Origin of the sequence: Ochrobactrum sp. XJ1, from assembly GCF_024701725.1 — a bacterium.
Lineage (GTDB): Bacteria > Pseudomonadota > Alphaproteobacteria > Rhizobiales > Rhizobiaceae > Brucella > Brucella anthropi.
The window spans coordinates 1-18771 of sequence record NZ_VDGD01000006.1 but is presented as its reverse complement, the minus strand read 5'-3'; the positions used below and the strand labels follow the sequence as shown (position 1 = coordinate 18771).

Genomic DNA, 18771 nt, shown 5'->3' with positions numbered 1-18771 from the left:
CTGGATCAATCAGATCAAGACGTTCCGGGACCGGAGAGAACTTCATGTCACAGCGTCACGCGCCAGTCATAGTCATCGGCTCAGGTCCTGCTGGTTATACCGCTGCGATTTATGCTGCTCGCGCCATGCTGAAACCACTCATCATTGCCGGTCTCCAGCAGGGTGGTCAGCTTATGATCACCACCGATGTGGAAAATTATCCGGGCTACGCCGATCCGGTGCAGGGGCCATGGATGATGGAACAGATGGCAAAGCAAGCGGAAAATGTCGGCTCCGAAATCGTCCATGACATTATTACCGAGGTTGAAACCACGGTGCGTCCTTTCCGCCTGAAGGGTGATTCCGGCACGATCTATACCTGCGATGCCCTGATTATCGCCACGGGTGCGCAGGCCAAGTGGCTTGGCCTCGACAGCGAGCAGACCTTCATGGGCGGTGGCGTTTCTGCTTGCGCGACCTGTGACGGTTTCTTCTATCGCGGCAAGGATGTGGTCGTTGTCGGCGGTGGCAATACCGCTGTTGAGGAAGCGCTTTATCTTTCCCATATCGCCAAGAGCGTGACGGTCGTGCATCGCCGCGATGGCTTCCGTGCAGAGAAGATCATGCAGGATCGTCTGCTTTCGCGCCAGAACGTCTCGGTGGTCTGGAACAGCGTGATCGATGAAATCCTTGGCACCGAGGCAAAGCCGCCGATGGGCGCAACTGTGACCGGCGTACGCCTCAAGAATGTCGTGACGGGCGAGACGCAGGAACTCGACACGCACGGTGTTTTTGTCGCTATCGGCCACGCACCTGCGGTTTCTTTGTTCGAGGGCAAGCTCAAGCAGAAGCCGAACGGCTATCTGTGGACTGCACCCGATTCGACGGCTACCGACGTTCCGGGCATTTTTGCTGCGGGCGACGTCACGGACGATATTTATCGGCAGGCTGTGACTGCCGCCGGTTTGGGTTGCATGGCTGCTCTGGAAGCCGAGCGCTGGCTTGCCGCACAGGAACCGCTGCACGAAGCTGCGGAGTAAAGCATTTCCAAGCCAAAAGTGTGAGGCGGTTTTGCGTAAGGTGAATGCGGTGAAAACAATGAGAGGGGATAATCGTGGTCGCTCCGCTCGACTGGGATAAACTGCGCATTTTTCATGCTGCGGCTGAGGCTGGGTCGTTCACCCACGCAGCCCAGACATTGCATCTGTCGCAATCGGCTATCTCGCGTCAGGTGAGCGCGCTGGAGCAGGATGTCGGCGTCCCGCTGTTTCATCGTCATGCCCGCGGGCTCATTTTGACGGAGCAGGGCGAAACGCTTTATCGCACGGCGCATGACGTGCTGATGAAACTTGAAAACGTTCGCTCGAAGCTTGCCGAGAGCAAGGAAAAGCCGACAGGCCGTCTCCGCGTGACGACGACTGTTGGTCTTGGCTCCGGCTGGCTGATCGAGCGGATTCAGGAATTCGTCGAGCTTTATCCCGATATCCAGCTGCAGTTGATCCTCGACAATGAGGAACTGGACCTGACGATGCGTCATGCGGATTGTGCCATCCGGTTGCGGCAACCGCAGCAGCCAGACCTGATTCAGCGTCGGCTGTTCACAGTGCATATGCATGTCTATGCGTCGGCTGGTTATGTTTCGAAATATGGCAAGCTGAATTCGATCGATGAGATCGATCAGCATCGTGTCGTGACTTTCGGTGAACCGGCGCCAAGCTATCTGACAGGCCTAAACTGGCTGGAGATTGCCGGGCGTGCCGATGGTAGCACGCGCATTCCCGCGTTGCAGGTGAACAATCTGCTGTCGATCCGTCGCGCTGTGCAGCGTGGCGTCGGCATCGCCGTTCTGCCTGACTATATGGCCGACAAGGAATCCGGGCTGGTGCAACTTCTGCCGGAACTGGAAGAAATACCGTCCTTTGATACGTTCTTCTGCTATCCGGAAGCCTTGAAGAACTCTGCGAAACTGCACGCTTTCCGCGACTTCCTGTTCTCGAAGGCCCGCAACTGGACCTATTAATCGTATCTTACTGTTCATAAAAAAAGGCCGCGCTGATCGCTAGCGCGGCCTTTTTGCTTATGGCGATGGCTGGTTATTTGCGTGGCAGCAGGCGCTGCACTTCCTTGGACGCATCGGCAAGGGCGTCTTCCGGCGTGGCGGATTGCTCGACGACGCGCGAAAGATTGTCCACGATGGTTTGCGTCACCTTCACGCCGTTCGAACCCGGGAAAGCATACCACGGGATCATCAGTGACATCTGGCTGAGACCGGCTTTGAACAGCGGATTTTCCGCGTAGAATTTGCCGAGATATTCGTCGGACTTTGCAGCCAGTTCGTTGTTCGGCACATAGCCGGTGCCGGGAACGACAACGGAAGCGCCGTAAGGGCCGGCAGCGAACTTGGCGAATTTCCATGCCGCATCCTGCTTGGCCTGATCTTCTGTCAGGATAACAACGGCATTGCCGCCGGTTGGCAGGCGACCCTTTTCAGCATTGATAAGAGGAATTTTCGCGGTACGAAGATCGAACTTGTCGCCGACATTCTTGATCGTGTTGCGCAGCGCGCCAGTCGTCTGGAACGAGAAGCCGACTTTGCCAGCCGCGAAAGCCTGCTCACCCGCTGCCTTGGTCAGAACCGGCATGCCGCCTTCCTTCACCATGCGGTCGACCAGCTTGAAGGCTTCGAGCCCTTCCGGTCCGTCGAAGGCGACCTTCTTCTCGTCTTCGGTCAGCATGGTACCGCCTGCGCCGAACAGAAGCGCCGAGAACATCCAGTCGTCGCCCTGCCAGCGGAAATCAATGCCTTCATTGCCGTTGCCAAGCGCCTTGATCTTGCCGCCGAGCTCGATCACTTCATCCCAGGTGGTTGGAGGCGTGTCGGGATTGCCGCCTGCAGCCTTAACCAGATCGGCATTGTAATACATGATCGGGTTGGAGGTCGCGAAAGCAAGACCAACCTGACGGTCGCCAACGCGGGCGAGGCTCAGCAGGTGATCAGTGAAGCCCTGTGCTTCCATGTCGGTTTCTTTTTCGACCAGCGGCTTCATGTCGACGCCGATGTTGCGCTCGGCCAATACGCGCAGGCGGTTCAAACCAGTGAAGGTGATGTCCGGCATTTCCGACGTTCCGGCCTGACGCATGATCGTCTGGATGCCTTCTTCGTAGGTTGCCGAGGGGCTGACGAAGTTGATCTTGATGTCCGGATTTTCTGCCATGAACTTTCCAGAGATGTCAGCCATGACATCCTTGAAAAAGCCTGGCATCGGATAGTGCACATTCAGCGTCGTTTCGGCAAAGGCGGGCGAGCCGAGGCCTGTTGCCATAGCCAGAGCGGCGAGTGCACCGGAAAAGCGTTTCATGTTTGAACTCCTGTGGAGGATGGGAGGGAAGAATTCAGCCCTTGAGGCCGGTGAGGGTGATGCCTTCGATGAAGCGGCGCTGGGCGGCAAGAAACGCAAGCAGCAGCGGCAGCGTGATGATGAGGGTTGCCGCCATCAAGGCCCCATAATCGTCACCTGCTTCCGCAGCGCGAAAATAGAGGAGACCCAATGGTGGCGTGGCGCGCTCCATGCCGTTGATGACGATCAGCGGCCAAAACAGATCGTTCCAGTGCGCAACTACCGAGAAGATCGAGAAGGCGGTGATGGCGGGCCAGGCATTGGGTACGATCACCCGCATGACGATGCCTGCCTCTGACATGCCGTCGAGACGCGCGGCGCTGATGAGATCATCCGGCATGGCGCGGAAGAACTGCAGAAACAGGAATATGCCGAAGACCGAGATGAAGAACGGAGCACTGAGAGCAAAATAGCTGTTGAGCACGCCGAGCTGATTGAAGCCGACATAGAAGGGCAATGCGGTGGCATGGATCGGCACGAGCAGGCCGAGCATGACCATCATCATCATAGTGCGCTGGCCGCGGAAATTGAGCTTTGCCATGGCATAGGCGCAGGGAATGGCGACCACGACCTGAATGACCAGAATGAGCGCGCAGACGACTACGCCGTTGAACAGCAAGAGCCCCATCGGCACACGGCTGAATGCCTTGGCAAGGTTATCCAGGAGTGCCCAGTTGTGCGGGATCAGCGACAGGGAGGACGAGAAAATATCCTGCTGCGACTTTGCTGCCGTCGACAGCATGAAGATATAGGGCGCGAGAAAAAGCAGGGCACCCAGTGAAAGAATGCCAAGACGGAAAGAACGAGCCAATGTCATCCGGGTTTCCTCAGTAATGGGTGCGGCGGTCCAGCACGCGGAACTGCAACATCATCAGGATCACCAGAACCGCGAGAAAGATCACCGTCATTGCCGAGGCATAACCGACGCGCAGATAGACGAAGCCTTCCTGATAGATGGTCCAGAGCAGGACTTCCGATGCCTTGTTCGGGCCGCCTTCGGTCAGCGTCTTGACCGTCTCAAACACCTTCACGGCATTGATGATGCTGATCGTCGTGACGAAAAGCGTGGTGGGTCCGAGCAGGGGCCACGTGACCAGCCGGAAGCGTTCCCAGCTGTTTTTCACGCCGTCCACTTCGGCTGCGGAATAGAGTTCTCGCGGAATGGCGGTGAGCCCGGCCAGAAACAGCACCATGTTGAAGCCGACGCTCTGCCATACGCCGATCATCGCAAGGCTGGTCAGAACCGTGTCGCTGGAACCAAGCCAATTGGGACCGGCAATACCGATCATGCCCAGCATGGCATTGACGGGGCCGAGTGTCGGATGCAGCAGATATTGCCAGACGGTTGCCATGGCGACGAGGAGCGAAGCGACCGGCAGGAAATAGACCGTGCGGAAGAAGGATTTGCCGCGAACTTCGCCTTCGATGAGGAGGGCCACGCCAAGGCCGAGAAAGACGGAGGCCGGTGCCACGATCGCGGTATAGATGGCGGTGTTCTTCAGCGAGACCAGAAACGTCCGGTCGCTGAAGAGTTCGGCGTAGTTTTCCAGTCCGATGAATTCGAAACCGTCATAGCCAAGCTCGAAATTGGTCAGGCTCCAGAAAATGACGGCGGCTGTCGGCAGGAGGATCAGCAGCACCGTCAGAACGATGGCCGGAGCTGCGAGTTTCCAGGCCAGCCGTTCTTCGCGGCGGCGGGCTTCATCAGCCGCAGTGCGCGCGCTGGTGGCCGCAGGGCCGGATAGCGTAAAATCAGACATGAGCGGCAGCCTTTGCCGGCGATGCAGGTTTGACGATGTTCCCGGCGGGCTGGCGCAGGCGCAAACCATCTTCTCCGAAGAGGTGGGCGTGGCTGGCATCGAAATGCAGGCCCACCGGCAGGCCGACGACAATGTCACGGGCTTGTTCGGGTGTGAGCTTCACAGTGAGATCTTGTGAGGCGCCGGGAGCCTTGAGATAGACCAGTACTTCCGAGCCGAGAAATTCGATCCGCGATACCGTGCCCGCAATGCCTGTCTTGTCATGCGGCTTGAGCTGAAAATGCTCAGGACGAATGCCGATGCGGATATTAGTGCCGGAATGGGCGGCGACGTCCTGCAGGATGGGGCGACCGGCAAAATGCACCATGCCGTTATCGCTGACCAATGCTTCCAGAATATTGATGCGCGGCGTGCCGATGAACTGTGCGACCTCGATATGGCGCGGATCGTTATAGATTGCGGTTGGCGTGTCGATCTGCAGCAGTTTTCCGCCCATCATCACTGCAACGCGGTCGGCCATGCTGAGCGCTTCGGCCTGGTCGTGGGTCACATAGATAGTCGGGACACCGGCGCGGCGATGCAATTCGACGATTTCCGCACGAGTGTGAACACGCAGATTGGCATCGAGGTTCGACAGTGGTTCATCCATCAGGAATGCACCGGGCTGGCGGACGAGCGCGCGGGCAAGGGCCACGCGCTGGCGCTGGCCGCCGGACATCTGGCCCGGCTTGCGGTCGAGCAGGTGGTCGATCTTGAGGCTTGTTGCTGTTGCCCTGACCTGCTTCTGGATGGCGGCGCGCTTCCTGCGCTGGCCGGGAATGAAAGTGCCGATCATTGGCAGGCGTTCCACGGCGGTCAGATCACGCATTGCAAGCGGCACCGCGATGTTCTGCGCCGTCGTCAGGTGGGGATAGAGCGCGTAGGACTGGAACACCATGGCAATGTTCCTGTCCGCAGGGTGGGCGCCGGTTATGTTACGCCCTGCAAGCTCCACGCTTCCTTCATCCGCATGGTCGAGACCGGCGAGAATACGCAGCAATGTGCTCTTTCCGCAGCCCGACGGGCCGACGAGGGCGATGAATTCGCCTTCTGCTGCTTCGATGGAAATGCCATCGAGAATGCGATTGTCCCCGTAGGATTTGCCGATGTCGCGAAGGACGAGCGTGCTCACTGGCTTGTCTCCTCAGCGACTTTCTCGCCGTCACCAGCGTGGTGTGGATAGACTTCATGCACCACGTCATCGATGACATAGGGCGTCAGCTCATCGATGCGGACGATGCTGCTTGTGGCGACTTCATCGAGATCGTGAATGGCGGCTCCGAGGATACGTTCGCCGGGGAGATCGCGTTCCATCGGCCCGACGATGAAGGCTGCGGCAGGCGCCCAGACATAATTCGTACCGAAGGCGTCGCCCGACCATGCACGATGCAGGTGGCCGCTGGCATGAAGCTGAACATTATACTGAGCGAAGAGATCATAAAGACGTTGGCGCGGGGCAGGGCGAATGCCCCAGTAGCCGCTGTCGCCTTCATCCGGATCGTCCACGAAGAGCGGCTTGTGGGCGAAGACGGCGACGGGCTTGCCATCGCTGTTCTTCAATTCGTCTTCGAGCCACTGGAACTGTTCCGCTTCTTCGGCTTCACCGGAGCCGATGACGAGACTGTTGAGGCCGATGATGCGCCAGTTGCCGAAATTTTCCGCCCAACGGTCCGGACCGATATGACGACGCCAGCGCATCAGGCGCTGCGGATTGACCGGCTGGTGGCTCTCGGGAAGATGGCCGATATCGTGATTGCCCGGAAGACTGAGAACACGCGCCGAAAGCTCGTTCAGGCAGGTGCGGCAGAACAGAAGGTCAGCCTCTACGTCTGCGCCATCGACGGTCAGGTCACCGGTGTGAATGACGAGATCGGGCTTTTGCTGATCGATCCAGGCAACGAGCGGTTCCCAGTTGCGATTGAAGTGCGGCTTGATGGGGCTGAGGTGGGTATCTGTAATCTGAACGATCCGCACGGCTACGATCCTTCTCGGGTCTGTCTATTGTCGCAGCACTTTTCGCGCGCTGCACATCCGCCAGGCGCGTTATGCGCGGCGTCTTGCCGGGGCTTTTAGGCGCGTTGTGTGACAGGCCCGCTGCATAGCCGTGACAGTTGCATGACATCTGCTTTGAGCGACTCAGAAAGGGTGATTTGCCAAATTTGGAGGCATCGTTGTTTTGCCGATGCTCATGCTTTAGGCGGCTAATTTGCACATTATAATATTACGAAGTAATTCAATTTTCTGTAAGCTTTTGTTTTTAAACAAGTTTATTGCTTAATCTAGTCATGCGTAAAATGCATAGCTGCATTGCGCTAAAGTCGCATTGCAAAAACAATGGGCAACAGGCATATAAAGATCATCTCAGCGCTGCGTTTCCTCCTCCCATTTGCGCAGGCTGAGTGTTCCCCTCTGGAGGTTTGCCTCAAAGGCACCTTCAAAACTCAAAGCCAGACATTTGTCTGGCTTTTTTTTTGGATTTTTGCCAAGCCGCCTCTTTTTGTCAGAAATACAGAAACGAAAAAGGGGCGTCTCGGCCCCTTCGTTATTCCATTTTGTTTTGTTTAGCGCAGGCTGGCACAGAAGCGCTGGATGCGCGTGCAGGCTTCTTCGAGAAGCGCGTCTGACGTTGCATAGGAAATGCGGAAGTTTGGTCCAAGACCGAAAGCCGAACCGTGAACGACGGCGACGCCTTCTGCTTCCAGCAGTTCGGTTACGAAGTCTTCGTCGCTCTCGATGACCTTGCCAGCTTCCGTCTTCTTGCCGATGAGGTCAGCGCAGGACGGATAGACGTAGAACGCACCTTCCGGTGTCGGGCACTTGATGCCTTTGGCCTGATTGAGCATCGACACGACCAGATCGCGACGGGCCTGGAAGATTTTCTTGTTTTCCGGAATGAAATCCTGCGTGCCGTTGAGTGCTTCGACTGCGGCCCACTGTGCGATGGAGCAGGCACCCGAAGTCTGCTGACCCTGCACCATATCCATGGCCTTGATGAGCTGCAGCGGTCCTGCCGCATAGCCGATACGCCAGCCGGTCATGGCATAGGCCTTCGACACGCCGTTCATGGTGAGCGTGCGGTCGTAAAGCGAAGGCTCGACCTGAGCAGGCGTCGTGAAGACGAAATCGCCATAGACCAGATGCTCATACATGTCGTCGGTCAGGATCCAGACATGCGGGTGACGAACCAGAACGTCGGTCAGGGCCTTGAGTTCCGCTTCCGTGTAAGCCGCGCCGGTCGGGTTCGACGGCGAGTTGAAGATCAGCCACTTGGTCTTGGGCGTGATGGCCTTTTCCAGATCGGCGGCGGTCAGCTTGAAATTGTCTTCGATCTTCGTGTTGATGAAAACCGGGTTGCCGCCGTTGATCGCTACCATTTCAGGATAGCTGACCCAGTAAGGGGCAGGGACAATGACTTCATCGCCGGGGTTCAGCGTCGCCATAAAGGCGTTGAACAATATCTGCTTGCCGCCAGTGCCGACGATGACCTGTTCCGGCTTGTAGTCGAGGCCGTTTTCACGCTTGAACTTGGCCACGATGGCCTGACGCAGTTCAGGAATACCGGCAACGGGCGTGTACTTCGTTTCACCGCGATTGATCGCGTCGATGGCAGCCTGCTTGATATTCGTGGGCGTGTCGAAGTCGGGCTCGCCCGCACCGAGACCAATCACGTCCTTGCCCTTGGCTTTCAGCTCACGTGCTTTCTGGCTGACCGCGATGGTCGCAGATGGCTTTACACGAGAAAGGGCGTCGGCGAGAAATGCCATGATAGATCTCCATAGATGGCAGGCTCTGTTAACCGGCACCGGGAGCGTCCGGTTTTGCGGATTTTCTATGTCCCATCGGCGCAGGAAGCGCAACAGAAGGATTGTGATTTCATCGGCAATTGCTGGATTTCGCAAAAATGTGTTGCCGAAACGAACAGATCCATCAGCAATGCTGACATATTAACGCAACGAAACTGATCGGACCGGGCGATATTTGGCGTCATCCTGCCAGGAGGTCTCGCAAGCTGCGTGTGGCCATTACTTTATAGGCCTCTATCAGCGTCATGCTTTCCTCTTCCGAAACGTCGACGGCGATGCGCATGGTGGATTCGCCAAAATGCATCAGGAGGAAAGCAGTCTCGTCCAGTTGTGCGGACACCTTGCCGGGGGCAATCCGGCGGATCGTATCAGCAAGCAACCGACCATTCTGCCTGCTTTCGGCAATTTCCAGTTTTGACAGGGACTTGTCGGTCTGCGTGGCCGACCAGATGTCGCACATTGCCGGTTCCTGACGCATCAGTGCCAGATATTCATCGATCAATGCATTGAACGCGACAATCAGTTCATCGGCAGAATGGGCCGTTGCAAGACCTTCCTTGATGCACTGGCGCGATTGGGCATTGCAGCTTTCAAACAGGTAGCGGATCAGGGCGCTTTTATCAGGAAAATACTGATAGAGCGCGCCAATCGAGATGCCGGCCTGCTGGGCGATCTCACTCATCTTGAGACTGTCGCTGCCTTTGGCGGCGATCAGCGCCGTGGCGCATTCAGCAATGCGACGAATCTTTTCCTGCGCCCGGCTCTGGCTGGGAGTGCGGCGCAGGATCGGTGCGCTGGTTGATTCTGTTTCCGTGGCGGAATTCTGCTTCATGGCGGACTCACATTTTTCGCTCTTGACAGAATATGAGAGTTGCTCACATATTGCAAATATGAGGGTTACTCATATTTTGGGAGACGGAAGATGAATACACATCGTAATGATCGTTATCTGGTGATTGGCGCCAACGGCAAAACCGGCAGGCGAGTCGCTGAGAGGTTGCGGGAGAAGGGGGTGTCCGTGCGTTCTGTGTCGCGGAGCACCGAGGTTCCCTTTGACTGGGCCAACCAATCCACCTGGGCTGCGGCGCTTGACGGCATCGACAGTGCCTATGTGTCATACCAGCCGGATCTGGCCCTGCCGGGTGCCGTTGATGCCATTCGCGCATTTCTTTTGGCGGCAAAGAAGGCGGATGTGAAGCATGTCGTGCTTCTGTCCGGGCGAGGTGAGGAGGAGGCGGAAATTGCGGAAAAGGTTCTGCAGGATTCCGGGCTGGACTGGACCGTGTTGCGCGCCAGCTGGTTCATGCAGAATTTCAGCGAAAACTACATGCGGGATGAGCTGCTTTCAGGCTCGCTGACCCTGCCGGTCGGGCCGACGAAGGAACCCTTCATCAATGTTGACGATATTGCCGATGTCGCCGTTGCTGCCCTCACCGAAACGGGACATCGCAACAAGCTCTATGAACTCACCGGCCCGGAACTGTTCAGCTTCAGCGATGCAGTAAGCGAGATTGCCAGGGCGACTGACAAAGACTTGTCGTTCAATCCGGTCTCATACGCCGATTATGAGGCGGCGCTGCGCGAGCAGGCCTTGCCGGAAGATGTCATCACGCTTTTGCGCTATCTTTTCGTCGAGCTTTTCGATGGCCGCAATGCCAGTGTGGCACATGGTGTAGAGGAAGCTCTCGGGCGCAAGCCGCGCCGGTTTGCAGATTTTGCGCGCAAGGCTGCCATTGAAGGCACATGGGAGGGACAATCATGACGATGAGTTTTCAACTACTTGTTCTGCTGACGGCATGGGGGAGCGCGATTACAGGCGGCATCTTCTATGCGTTCTCAAGTTTCGTGATGGCCGCGCTGGCACGCATTCCGGCCAATGCGGGCATAACGGCGATGCAGTCGATCAATATCACCGTTATCAACGGAACGTTCTTTGCCGCCTTTTTCGGCACGGCATTGCTGTGTCTGGTGATTATCGTACTGGGATTGATGGGCTTTGGAAGCTTGTCGAAATGGGCGGTGATCGGCGCTGCCGTCTATCTTGTCGGCACTATTGGCGTCACGATGGCTTTGAATGTGCCGCTGAACAACCAGCTCGCGGCGATGGATGCCAGTGCCGCCGCGTCGGCCGATGTCTGGCTTACTTATGTGCGCGACTGGACCCTATGGAATCACGTCCGCACCATTGCTGCGCTGATTGCGGCCCTGATTCTGGGCGCGAGCGCGCTGGCAAGGGTGTGAGCAGAAAAGCGGACAAACAAAAAAGGCGGGTCCGAGGACCCGCCTTTTCTCTGCCTTACGGCAAAACTTATGCTGCGACGAGGTTGTCGGCAGACGAACGGCCCGAACGACGGTCCTGTACGATTTCGTACGAAACCTTCTGACCTTCATCGAGCGTGGCCAGACCAGCGCGCTGAACGGCGGAAATGTGGACGAATACGTCCGTGCCGCCCTGATCAGGCTGAATGAAGCCGAAGCCCTTGGTCGTGTTGAACCACTTAACTGTTCCCGTAGCCATGGGAAATTCCTTTGTAACATTAGTAGTAGAGTAGTCCGTATGCTTCGCACACGTCCCTGTGAATCGAATTTATGGACAGGAGATCGTCAGGAAGCACGGCGGGCCGCACGGGTCGCAAAGTCACTTGACCGAAAAATCGATGCGCTAACTATATGCGACAAATTTGACCAATACAAGACAGCTAAAATTGTCAGCTAAAAACTGATTTTACTGAGGCTTTTTGCCATTCCGAGCCCGAGCCGGTTTTGCGCGCTCAATCGGTCGAGCCAGAACAGTCGGAACAGAATCGGGGCGCTTCCGTCGCAGGGCGACATTTCGTAGTGATCCCAGGTTTCAGGTACGGCGTTTCTCAATCGCAGATGAAATCAGTGGCGGCGGTGAGGCTCTGTCTGCCCCCGTTCGGGATAATCATAATCGACGGTTTCGAGATGGGTCATGCCATCGTCATAGACGAGGCCGGTTTCCTCGGCGAATTCGCGATAGGCGGCGGCGAGAATGTCTTCTCCCGCATCGACCGTGCCGCCCGGCACCTGAAGCGGCGTTTCAGGAAAATCCGGTTCTTCAAAAACCAGAAGCCGGTCGTTCCATGTCGCGTAAATGAGTACTTTGTCGATGGGTTGGATTGTAACGGTCATGGACTTTTCCGGCAGGGTTAGCGTTCAGACCATAATTGCAACGAATGATTTGCGGTAAAACCCGCATATTGTTGTGGGTCATCGCAGCTGGCGCGCGCGAAAAGCGTGTGCTCTCCTATCTTTGACTTCCACGTGACGTAGATATTCAGCATGTTGCAAACATATCTGCAAAATTGAGCGGGCGGATGGGCAGCGAGGCAGGACATGACGTCTGAACCAGACAAGGACAAGACGAAGCGGAGTGCGCCCAAGAAAGAGCGCCGCCGCAAAAAGCCTAGGCGCAGTGTCTCGGAGCGTCTGCGCAAGAGTTCGGCCAAGCTGATTGGTGGTTCTCCGTCACGCGACGGAACCGATCTTTTCTCCCAAGTCTCGATGATGGTGGGAGCCTTTATGGTCTCGCCGGTGCGCAACACGCTGATTGCGCTCGGGACCGGTATTTTCGTTCTCATCGTGCTGATCGCCATCGGACAGGTTGCCATCAATCGCTGGAACGAACCCTTCTACGATGCGCTTGCGCGCAAGGATTTGCAGGCTTTCTTCCATCAGCTGATGGTTTTCTTCGGGATTGCGGGCAGCTTGCTTGTGCTCAACGTATCGCAAACCTGGCTCAACCAGATGTTCAAGCTCAAGATGCGTGAAGGACTGGCGCGCGATCTCGTGGGGCAATGGCTGGTGCCGGGTCGGGCATTTCGTCTCGCCAATGCCGGCGAGATCGGCATCAATCCCGATCAGCGTCTGCATGAGGATGCACGTCACTTTGCAGAAATGTCGTGCGATCTTGGGATCAACCTCCTCCAGTCGACCGTCATTCTGGTGAGCTTCGTCGGTGTCCTGTGGTCGCTCTCAAGTGGCTTTGTTTTTCATGTCGCGGGCTACAGTTTCTCCATTCCCGGCTACATGGTCTGGGCTGTCATTATCTACGCGGCCTCTGCCTCATGGCTGACATGGATCGTCGGGCGCAGTCTGGTCAATATCAACGCCAATCGCTATGCGCGTGAGGCGGATTTCCGCGCATCGCTGATGCGGGTCAACGAACATCTGGATGCCATCACCCTGTCGCGCGGCGAAGGGGATGAAAGACGTCGTCTCGATCTGGATATAGATGCGGTTCTGGCCGCAATCCGCAAGATCGTCTATGCGACCACGCGATTGACCTGGGTAACGGCCGGTTACGGCTGGCTGACAATCGTGGCGCCGATCCTCGTGGCGGCTCCGGTCTATTTCGGCGGGGGTCTGACATTTGGCGGGCTGATGATGGCCGTCGGCGCATTCTCACAGGTGCATAATGCCCTGCGCTGGTTCGTCGACAATTTCGGGGCGATTGCGGACTGGCGGGCAACGCTGCTGCGTGTCGCGAGTTTCCGTCAGGCGGTGCTGCGCATGGACGAGCTTGGTCATCTGGACCGGCAGATCGATCTTGAGACGAACGAAGATGACAGGCTGACGCTGGACGGTGTTTCCATCGCCGCCCCCGATCAGTGCCTGAAGCTCTCCCGCAAGGCTTTTTCGGTAAAACCCGGCGAGCGGGTGCTTGTGACGGGCGGGACCGAAACGCAAAGAACGCTGCTGTTCCGCGCATTGGGCGGGCTTTGGCCATGGGGCGAGGGGCGGATCGGCATGCCGGTTGGCGATGGTGTCGCCTTTATGCCGCGCGCGCCTTATTTCCCGCCGGGCAGCCTCAAGGGCGTGATCGTCTATCCGCTTGATATCAAGAAATTTTCTGAACAGGATCTGGAAAATGTCCTGCGGCGTGCCGGGCTTGAACGGCTTTCCACGAGCATGGATCGTGTTGCGCGCTGGGATCGCGTGCTGACGGACGATGAGCGCCAATGTATCGCCTTCGCCCGCCTCATATTGCAGAAACCGCAGTGGATCGTGATTGACGGTGCGCTCGATGGTCTCGACGCTGAAGCCTATGACAGGATTCGCGACATGCTGAACACCGAATTGAAGGATGCAGCCGTGATCCATCTCGGCAAGCCGCATTTGCATGACGGTCTTTTCACACAGCAGATCAATCTGGAAGACGATCCTTCAGGTAAGCCTCTGGAGCTGCCAGCCTTGAAAACAGCATGAAAAAAGCCGCCGGGATGACCGGCGGCTTTTTTGTTTCGGGATGTCTTCAGGCTATCAGCGGAAGTAGTCCTGCAGCGGGCGCACTTCCAGCGATCCGGCCTTGAGCGCAGCGATGGCCTCAGCAGCGGCTTCAGCTCCCGCCATGGTCGTGTAGTAAGGCAGCTTCTGCATCAGCGTTGCGCGGCGGATCGACTTGGAGTCGGAAACAGCACTGGCGCTGTCCGTCGTGTTGAAGACGAGATGAATCTGGCGATTGCGGATCGCGTCTTCCACATGCGGACGGCCTTCGATGACCTTGTTGATCTTGGTCGATTCGACGCCGTTGGCTTCGAGGAACTTCTGTGTTCCGCCGGTTGCCATGACCTTGAAGCCGATGCTTGCAAGCTTGCGGACCGCACCGAGCACGCGTTCCTTGTCCTCGTCGCGAACAGATACGAAGACCGTGCCTTCACGCGGCAGTTCAACGCCTGCGCCAAGCTGTGCCTTTGCGAAGGCCAGAGCATAGTCGTAGTCGAGGCCCATGACTTCGCCGGTCGAGCGCATTTCCGGTCCGAGCAGCGTATCGACGCCAGGGAAACGGGCAAACGGGAACACAGCTTCCTTGACCGCGATATGCGGGCGGGAAGGCGTCTTCGGCTTGCCGCCATAGGCGCCGAGTGCTGCTTCCAGGCTTTCACCGGCCATGACGCGGGCTGCAACCTTGGCGATCGGAGTGCCGACCGTCTTGGCGACGAACGGAACCGTACGCGATGCACGCGGATTGACCTCGAGAATGAAGATTTCGCCGTCCTTGATGGCGAACTGCACATTCATCAGGCCGCCGACATGAAGCGCCTTGGCAAGCGCCGCCGTCTGGCGTTCCAGCTCGGCAACGGTTTCAGGCGAAAGTGTATGCACCGGCAGCGAGCAGGCCGAGTCACCGGAGTGAATGCCAGCTTCCTCGATATGCTCCATGATACCGGCGACAAAGCTGTCCTTGCCGTCACACAGGCAGTCGACGTCCACTTCAATGGCTTCCGTCAGATAGGTATCGAACAGAAGCGGGTTCTTGCCGAGAAGCGTATTGATCTGGCCGGTCTTGTCGTTCGGATACTTGGCCTTGATGTCTTCCGGCACCAGCTCCGGCACGGTGTCGAGCAGATAGTTCTGCAGCGAGCGTTCATCATGGATGATCTGCATGGCGCGGCCACCGAGAACATAAGACGGGCGCACGACAAGCGGGAAGCCGAGGTCGGCTGCGACGAGGCGTGCCTGCTCGACCGAATAGGCAATGCCGTTCTTCGGCTGGTTGAGATCAAGCTTGATGAGCAGCTTCTGGAAACGGTCACGATCTTCCGCAAGGTCGATGGCGTCAGGCGACGTGCCGAGGATCGGGATACCGGCCTTTTCAAGCGCATTGGCGAGCTTGAGCGGGGTCTGGCCGCCAAACTGCACGATCACGCCGTGAAGTGTGCCCTTTTCCTGTTCGACGCGCAGGATTTCCAGCACGTCTTCCGCTGTCAGCGGTTCGAAATAGAGACGATCCGACGTGTCGTAGTCGGTCGAAACCGTTTCCGGATTGCAGTTGATCATGATGGCTTCATAGTCAGCATCATTGAGCGCAAAAGCCGCATGGCAGCAGCAATAGTCGAACTCGATGCCCTGACCGATGCGGTTCGGACCGCCGCCGAGAATGACGACCTTCTTGCGATCCGAGACTTCGGCTTCCGAGCGCGGCTGGCCGACGAAAGGCGTTTCATAGGTCGAGTACATGTAGGCAGTCGGCGAAGCGAATTCGGCAGCGCAGGTGTCGATGCGCTTGTAGACCGGATGCACATCGAGTTCGCCGCGCAGCTTGGCCACGTCTTCCGCGTCCTGATCCGTCAGGCTTGCAAGGCGCGCATCGGAGAAGCCCATGGCTTTCAGCATACGCAGGTTTTCAGCGTCCTGCGGCAGGCCGTGTTCGCGGATGCGCTCTTCGGTCTTTACGATGGCTTCGATCTGTTCGAGAAACCACGGATCGATCTTCGATGCGTCGTGCACCTGCTCGGTGGTCAGGCCGAGGCGCATTGCCTGCGCGACCATGCGCAGACGATCCGGCGTCGGCGTGCCGATGGCAGCGCGGATGGCGTTCTTCTCGTCGCCTTCCTCGATGTTCGGAATGGCAATTTCGTCGAGGCCGGTCAGGCCGGTTTCAAGACCGCGTAGCGCCTTCTGCAAGCTTTCCTGGAAAGTACGGCCAATGGCCATCACTTCACCGACCGATTTCATGGCAGTGGTCAGGATTGGCGAGGAGCCGGGGAATTTCTCGAAGGCGAAACGCGGGATCTTGGTGACGACATAGTCGATCGATGGTTCGAACGAGGCAGGCGTTGCGCCGCCGGTAATGTCGTTGTCGAGTTCGTCGAGCGTGTAGCCGACGGCAAGCTTGGCTGCGACCTTGGCAATCGGGAAGCCGGTCGCCTTGGAAGCAAGCGCCGAAGAACGCGACACGCGCGGGTTCATTTCGATGACGATCATGCGGCCATTGGCCGGGTTGATCGCGAACTGCACGTTGGAGCCGCCGGTTTCGACGCCGATCTCGCGCAGCACCGCAATCGAGGCGTTACGCATGATCTGGTATTCTTTGTCGGTCAGCGTCAGCGCAGGCGCGACGGTGATCGAATCGCCGGTGTGTACGCCCATCGGATCGAGGTTTTCGATCGAGCAGATGATGATGCAGTTGTCCGCCTTGTCGCGGACGACTTCCATTTCATATTCTTTCCAGCCCAGAACCGACTCTTCAATCAGCACTTCGGTCGTCGGCGATGCGTCCAGACCGCGCTCGATGATTTCGAAGAATTCCTGGCGGTTATAGGCAATGCCGCCGCCGGTGCCGCCGAGCGTGAAGCTTGGGCGGATGATGGCAGGCAGGCCAACCACGTCGAGCGCCTGCGCAGCCTTTGCAAGTGCATGCGTCATGTAACGCTGCTTGCGTTCGACTTCGCCGAGCTGCCATTCGGTTTCAAGCTTGTCGAGCGCTTTGTCGAGATCGTCACCCGAAAACTGCGCCTTGACTTCGGCGCGCTTGGTTTCGTGGCGCTTGCGGTCTTCGTCCTTGATTTCGGTGGCGTTGGCGAGGCGGGATTCCGGCGTATCAAGGCCGATCTTTTCCATGGCTTCGCGGAAAAGCGCGCGATCTTCCGCCTTGTCGATGGCTTCCGCATTGGCGCCGATCATCTCGACATTGTAGCGCTCAAGAACGCCCATGCGGCGGAGCGACAATGCGGTGTTCAGCGCGGTCTGGCCGCCCATGGTCGGCAGCAACGCGTCCGGGCGTTCCTTGGCGATGATCTTGGCGACCACTTCCGGCGTGATCGGTTCGATATAGGTTGCATCCGCCAGATCGGGATCGGTCATGATCGTGGCCGGATTGGAGTTGACGAGGATGATACGGTAGCCTTCCTCTTTCAACGCCTTACAGGCCTGCGTGCCCGAATAGTCGAATTCACAAGCCTGGCCGATGACAATGGGGCCCGCGCCGATAATCAGGATCGATTTGATATCTGTACGTTTCGGCATGGGCGCTCGTCCTATCTTCTTCGCGCGCATGATCTTGTCCGAAAACCGGTTCCCATTTTCGGGATCATGCTCTTGTTTTACGCATGTCTTTGTCTCGAAACCGCTTCCCACTTTCGAGAGACATGCTGCTTAGCCTGCCAGAAAAGCCCGCACGGTTTTCCGGCGGGTTGGCAGCGTATGAATTCTGTGGGCTAAGCGGGCCTTATAGGCAATCGATTCCGAAAGCGGAACCCCACAAATCGTTTTATTTCAAAGAAAGTGCGGGCATTCACGAAAATTCTTGCCCGCCTCATACTTTCTCTGTCGATGTTATGACCGAAACACAGTGCTCGCGGGCCGTTCAGGCTTCTGCCTGAGCGACTTTCAGCGATGGTTTGTTGCGCTTTGTGAGCATATGGCCGAGCCTGTTCGACGGTAGTTCGATCAAGCGATAGGAAATCTTTGCTGCGATGATCGCACCAATCACGATGGCAGCCATGCCGGCGATCTCAAGTGTGGGGCCGAGGTTCAGCTTCCGCATCACCGCCCAGCCAAAACCGACCACGAACATATGGGTCAGGTAGAGCGAATAGGAAGTTGCCCCGAGAGCGACAAAGAAATTGTCTCGCAGGTCGCCGAGCCAGCGCTCGATGCCCAATGCACCGGCAACCAGTAAAACAGCCGCACCGCACATGATGAGATAAGTGAAGAAGTTATTGAATGCGACCAGTGGGGTGGAGAAGGTGCCGTAAAGCGCCGCTATGGCGAGGACACCAATTCCGGCCAGCGCCGCGGGGGGCAATTTTTCCCACAGGCGGTGTTTTTCCGCTTCGGCCAGCCACATGCCGCACATGAATGTCAGCAGGTTCTTGTGAAGATAGAATGCCGCGATGCTCGCCGATGGTTCGACGAAGAAGCTTCCGATGACACATGCGCCGAAGATACCGGTCAGCAAGATCGTGCGCTGTAAGAGCCTGAATCATAATGAATGTAATGATATCAGGCTCTTGCGATACGCCGTGTGAGGAAGCGGATATTTGCGAT

The 18771-nt window shown here is 57.4% G+C and carries 15 protein-coding genes and 2 pseudogenes; 5 read left to right on the top strand and 12 right to left on the bottom strand.

From position 1 onward, the window contains the following. Positions 1-44: 44 nt before the first annotated feature. A complete protein-coding gene (trxB, locus tag FG152_RS11710) occupies positions 45-1019 on the top strand; it encodes a thioredoxin-disulfide reductase (RefSeq protein WP_010659651.1) in 975 nt (324 codons plus the stop codon). A 74-nt stretch (positions 1020-1093) separates the two neighbouring features. Beyond that, complete coding sequence (locus tag FG152_RS11705; RefSeq protein ID WP_010659652.1) at positions 1094-1999, top strand: LysR family transcriptional regulator; 906 nt, start codon at positions 1094-1096, stop codon at positions 1997-1999. Between the two features lie 73 nt (positions 2000-2072). Here the strand turns inward: FG152_RS11705 and FG152_RS11700 are convergent, their stop codons facing one another. From FG152_RS11700 to FG152_RS11665, 8 genes and pseudogenes are all read right to left on the bottom strand, one after another. Then, entirely contained in the window at positions 2073-3338 is a 1266-nt protein-coding gene (locus FG152_RS11700; protein ID WP_010659653.1) for an ABC transporter substrate-binding protein, read from the bottom strand. A gap of 34 nt (positions 3339-3372) precedes the next feature. Then, positions 3373-4194 (bottom strand): carbohydrate ABC transporter permease, encoded by an 822-nt coding sequence (locus FG152_RS11695; RefSeq protein WP_010659654.1) that lies wholly within the window; start codon positions 4192-4194, stop codon positions 3373-3375. A gap of 10 nt (positions 4195-4204) precedes the next feature. Further along, positions 4205-5137, bottom strand: a complete 933-nt coding sequence (locus FG152_RS11690) for a carbohydrate ABC transporter permease (protein WP_010659655.1) — start codon at positions 5135-5137, stop codon at positions 4205-4207. Continuing rightward, positions 5130-6308 carry an ABC transporter ATP-binding protein gene (locus tag FG152_RS11685; protein WP_029929110.1) on the bottom strand — a complete coding sequence of 393 codons (1179 nt, stop codon included), beginning with the start codon at positions 6306-6308 and terminating at the stop codon, positions 5130-5132. The genes FG152_RS11690 and FG152_RS11685 overlap by 8 nt, the downstream gene beginning before the upstream one ends. Continuing rightward, positions 6305-7150, bottom strand: a complete 846-nt coding sequence (locus FG152_RS11680; RefSeq protein ID WP_029929107.1) for a metallophosphoesterase family protein — start codon at positions 7148-7150, stop codon at positions 6305-6307. The genes FG152_RS11685 and FG152_RS11680 overlap by 4 nt, the downstream gene beginning before the upstream one ends. 382 nt (positions 7151-7532) lie before the next feature. Next, positions 7533-7722: pseudogene (locus FG152_RS11675) on the bottom strand (hypothetical protein). Positions 7723-7737: 15 nt separating this feature from the next. After that, positions 7738-8940, bottom strand: a complete 1203-nt coding sequence (locus FG152_RS11670) for a pyridoxal phosphate-dependent aminotransferase (RefSeq protein ID WP_010659659.1) — start codon at positions 8938-8940, stop codon at positions 7738-7740. 220 nt (positions 8941-9160) lie between these two features. Further along, positions 9161-9811, bottom strand: a complete 651-nt coding sequence (locus FG152_RS11665; RefSeq protein WP_498986572.1) for a TetR/AcrR family transcriptional regulator — start codon at positions 9809-9811, stop codon at positions 9161-9163. 90 nt (positions 9812-9901) lie between these two features. On the opposite strand from FG152_RS11665, the gene FG152_RS11660 reads away from it, so the two are divergent. Next, positions 9902-10741, top strand: a complete 840-nt coding sequence (locus tag FG152_RS11660) for an NAD(P)H-binding protein (protein WP_029929100.1) — start codon at positions 9902-9904, stop codon at positions 10739-10741. Further along, positions 10738-11220: an anthrone oxygenase family protein gene (locus tag FG152_RS11655; RefSeq protein ID WP_010659662.1), complete on the top strand. Its 483-nt coding sequence runs from the start codon at positions 10738-10740 to the stop codon at positions 11218-11220. The genes FG152_RS11660 and FG152_RS11655 overlap by 4 nt, the downstream gene beginning before the upstream one ends. A 67-nt stretch (positions 11221-11287) precedes the next feature. On the opposite strand, the gene FG152_RS11650 is transcribed toward FG152_RS11655, so the two are convergent. Together FG152_RS11650 and FG152_RS11645 are read right to left on the bottom strand one after the other, a co-directional pair. Further along, complete coding sequence (locus FG152_RS11650; protein WP_006471898.1) at positions 11288-11497, bottom strand: cold-shock protein; 210 nt, start codon at positions 11495-11497, stop codon at positions 11288-11290. A 194-nt stretch (positions 11498-11691) separates the two neighbouring features. Next, positions 11692-12132 (bottom strand): annotated as a pseudogene (locus FG152_RS11645) (NUDIX hydrolase). Positions 12133-12336: 204 nt separating this feature from the next. Between FG152_RS11645 and FG152_RS11640 the strand changes: the two are divergent. Next, positions 12337-14208, top strand: coding sequence for an ABC transporter ATP-binding protein/permease (locus tag FG152_RS11640; RefSeq protein ID WP_010659664.1), 1872 nt, complete (start codon positions 12337-12339; stop codon positions 14206-14208). Positions 14209-14262: 54 nt separating this feature from the next. Here the strand turns inward: FG152_RS11640 and carB are convergent, their stop codons facing one another. Together carB and FG152_RS11630 are read right to left on the bottom strand one after the other, a co-directional pair. Next, positions 14263-17748, bottom strand: a complete 3486-nt coding sequence (carB, locus tag FG152_RS11635) for a carbamoyl-phosphate synthase large subunit (RefSeq protein ID WP_010659665.1) — start codon at positions 17746-17748, stop codon at positions 14263-14265. Positions 17749-18088: 340 nt separating this feature from the next. Further along, positions 18089-18682 (bottom strand): acyltransferase family protein, encoded by a 594-nt coding sequence (locus tag FG152_RS11630; RefSeq protein WP_498986569.1) that lies wholly within the window; start codon positions 18680-18682, stop codon positions 18089-18091. Positions 18683-18771: the final 89 nt, after the last annotated feature.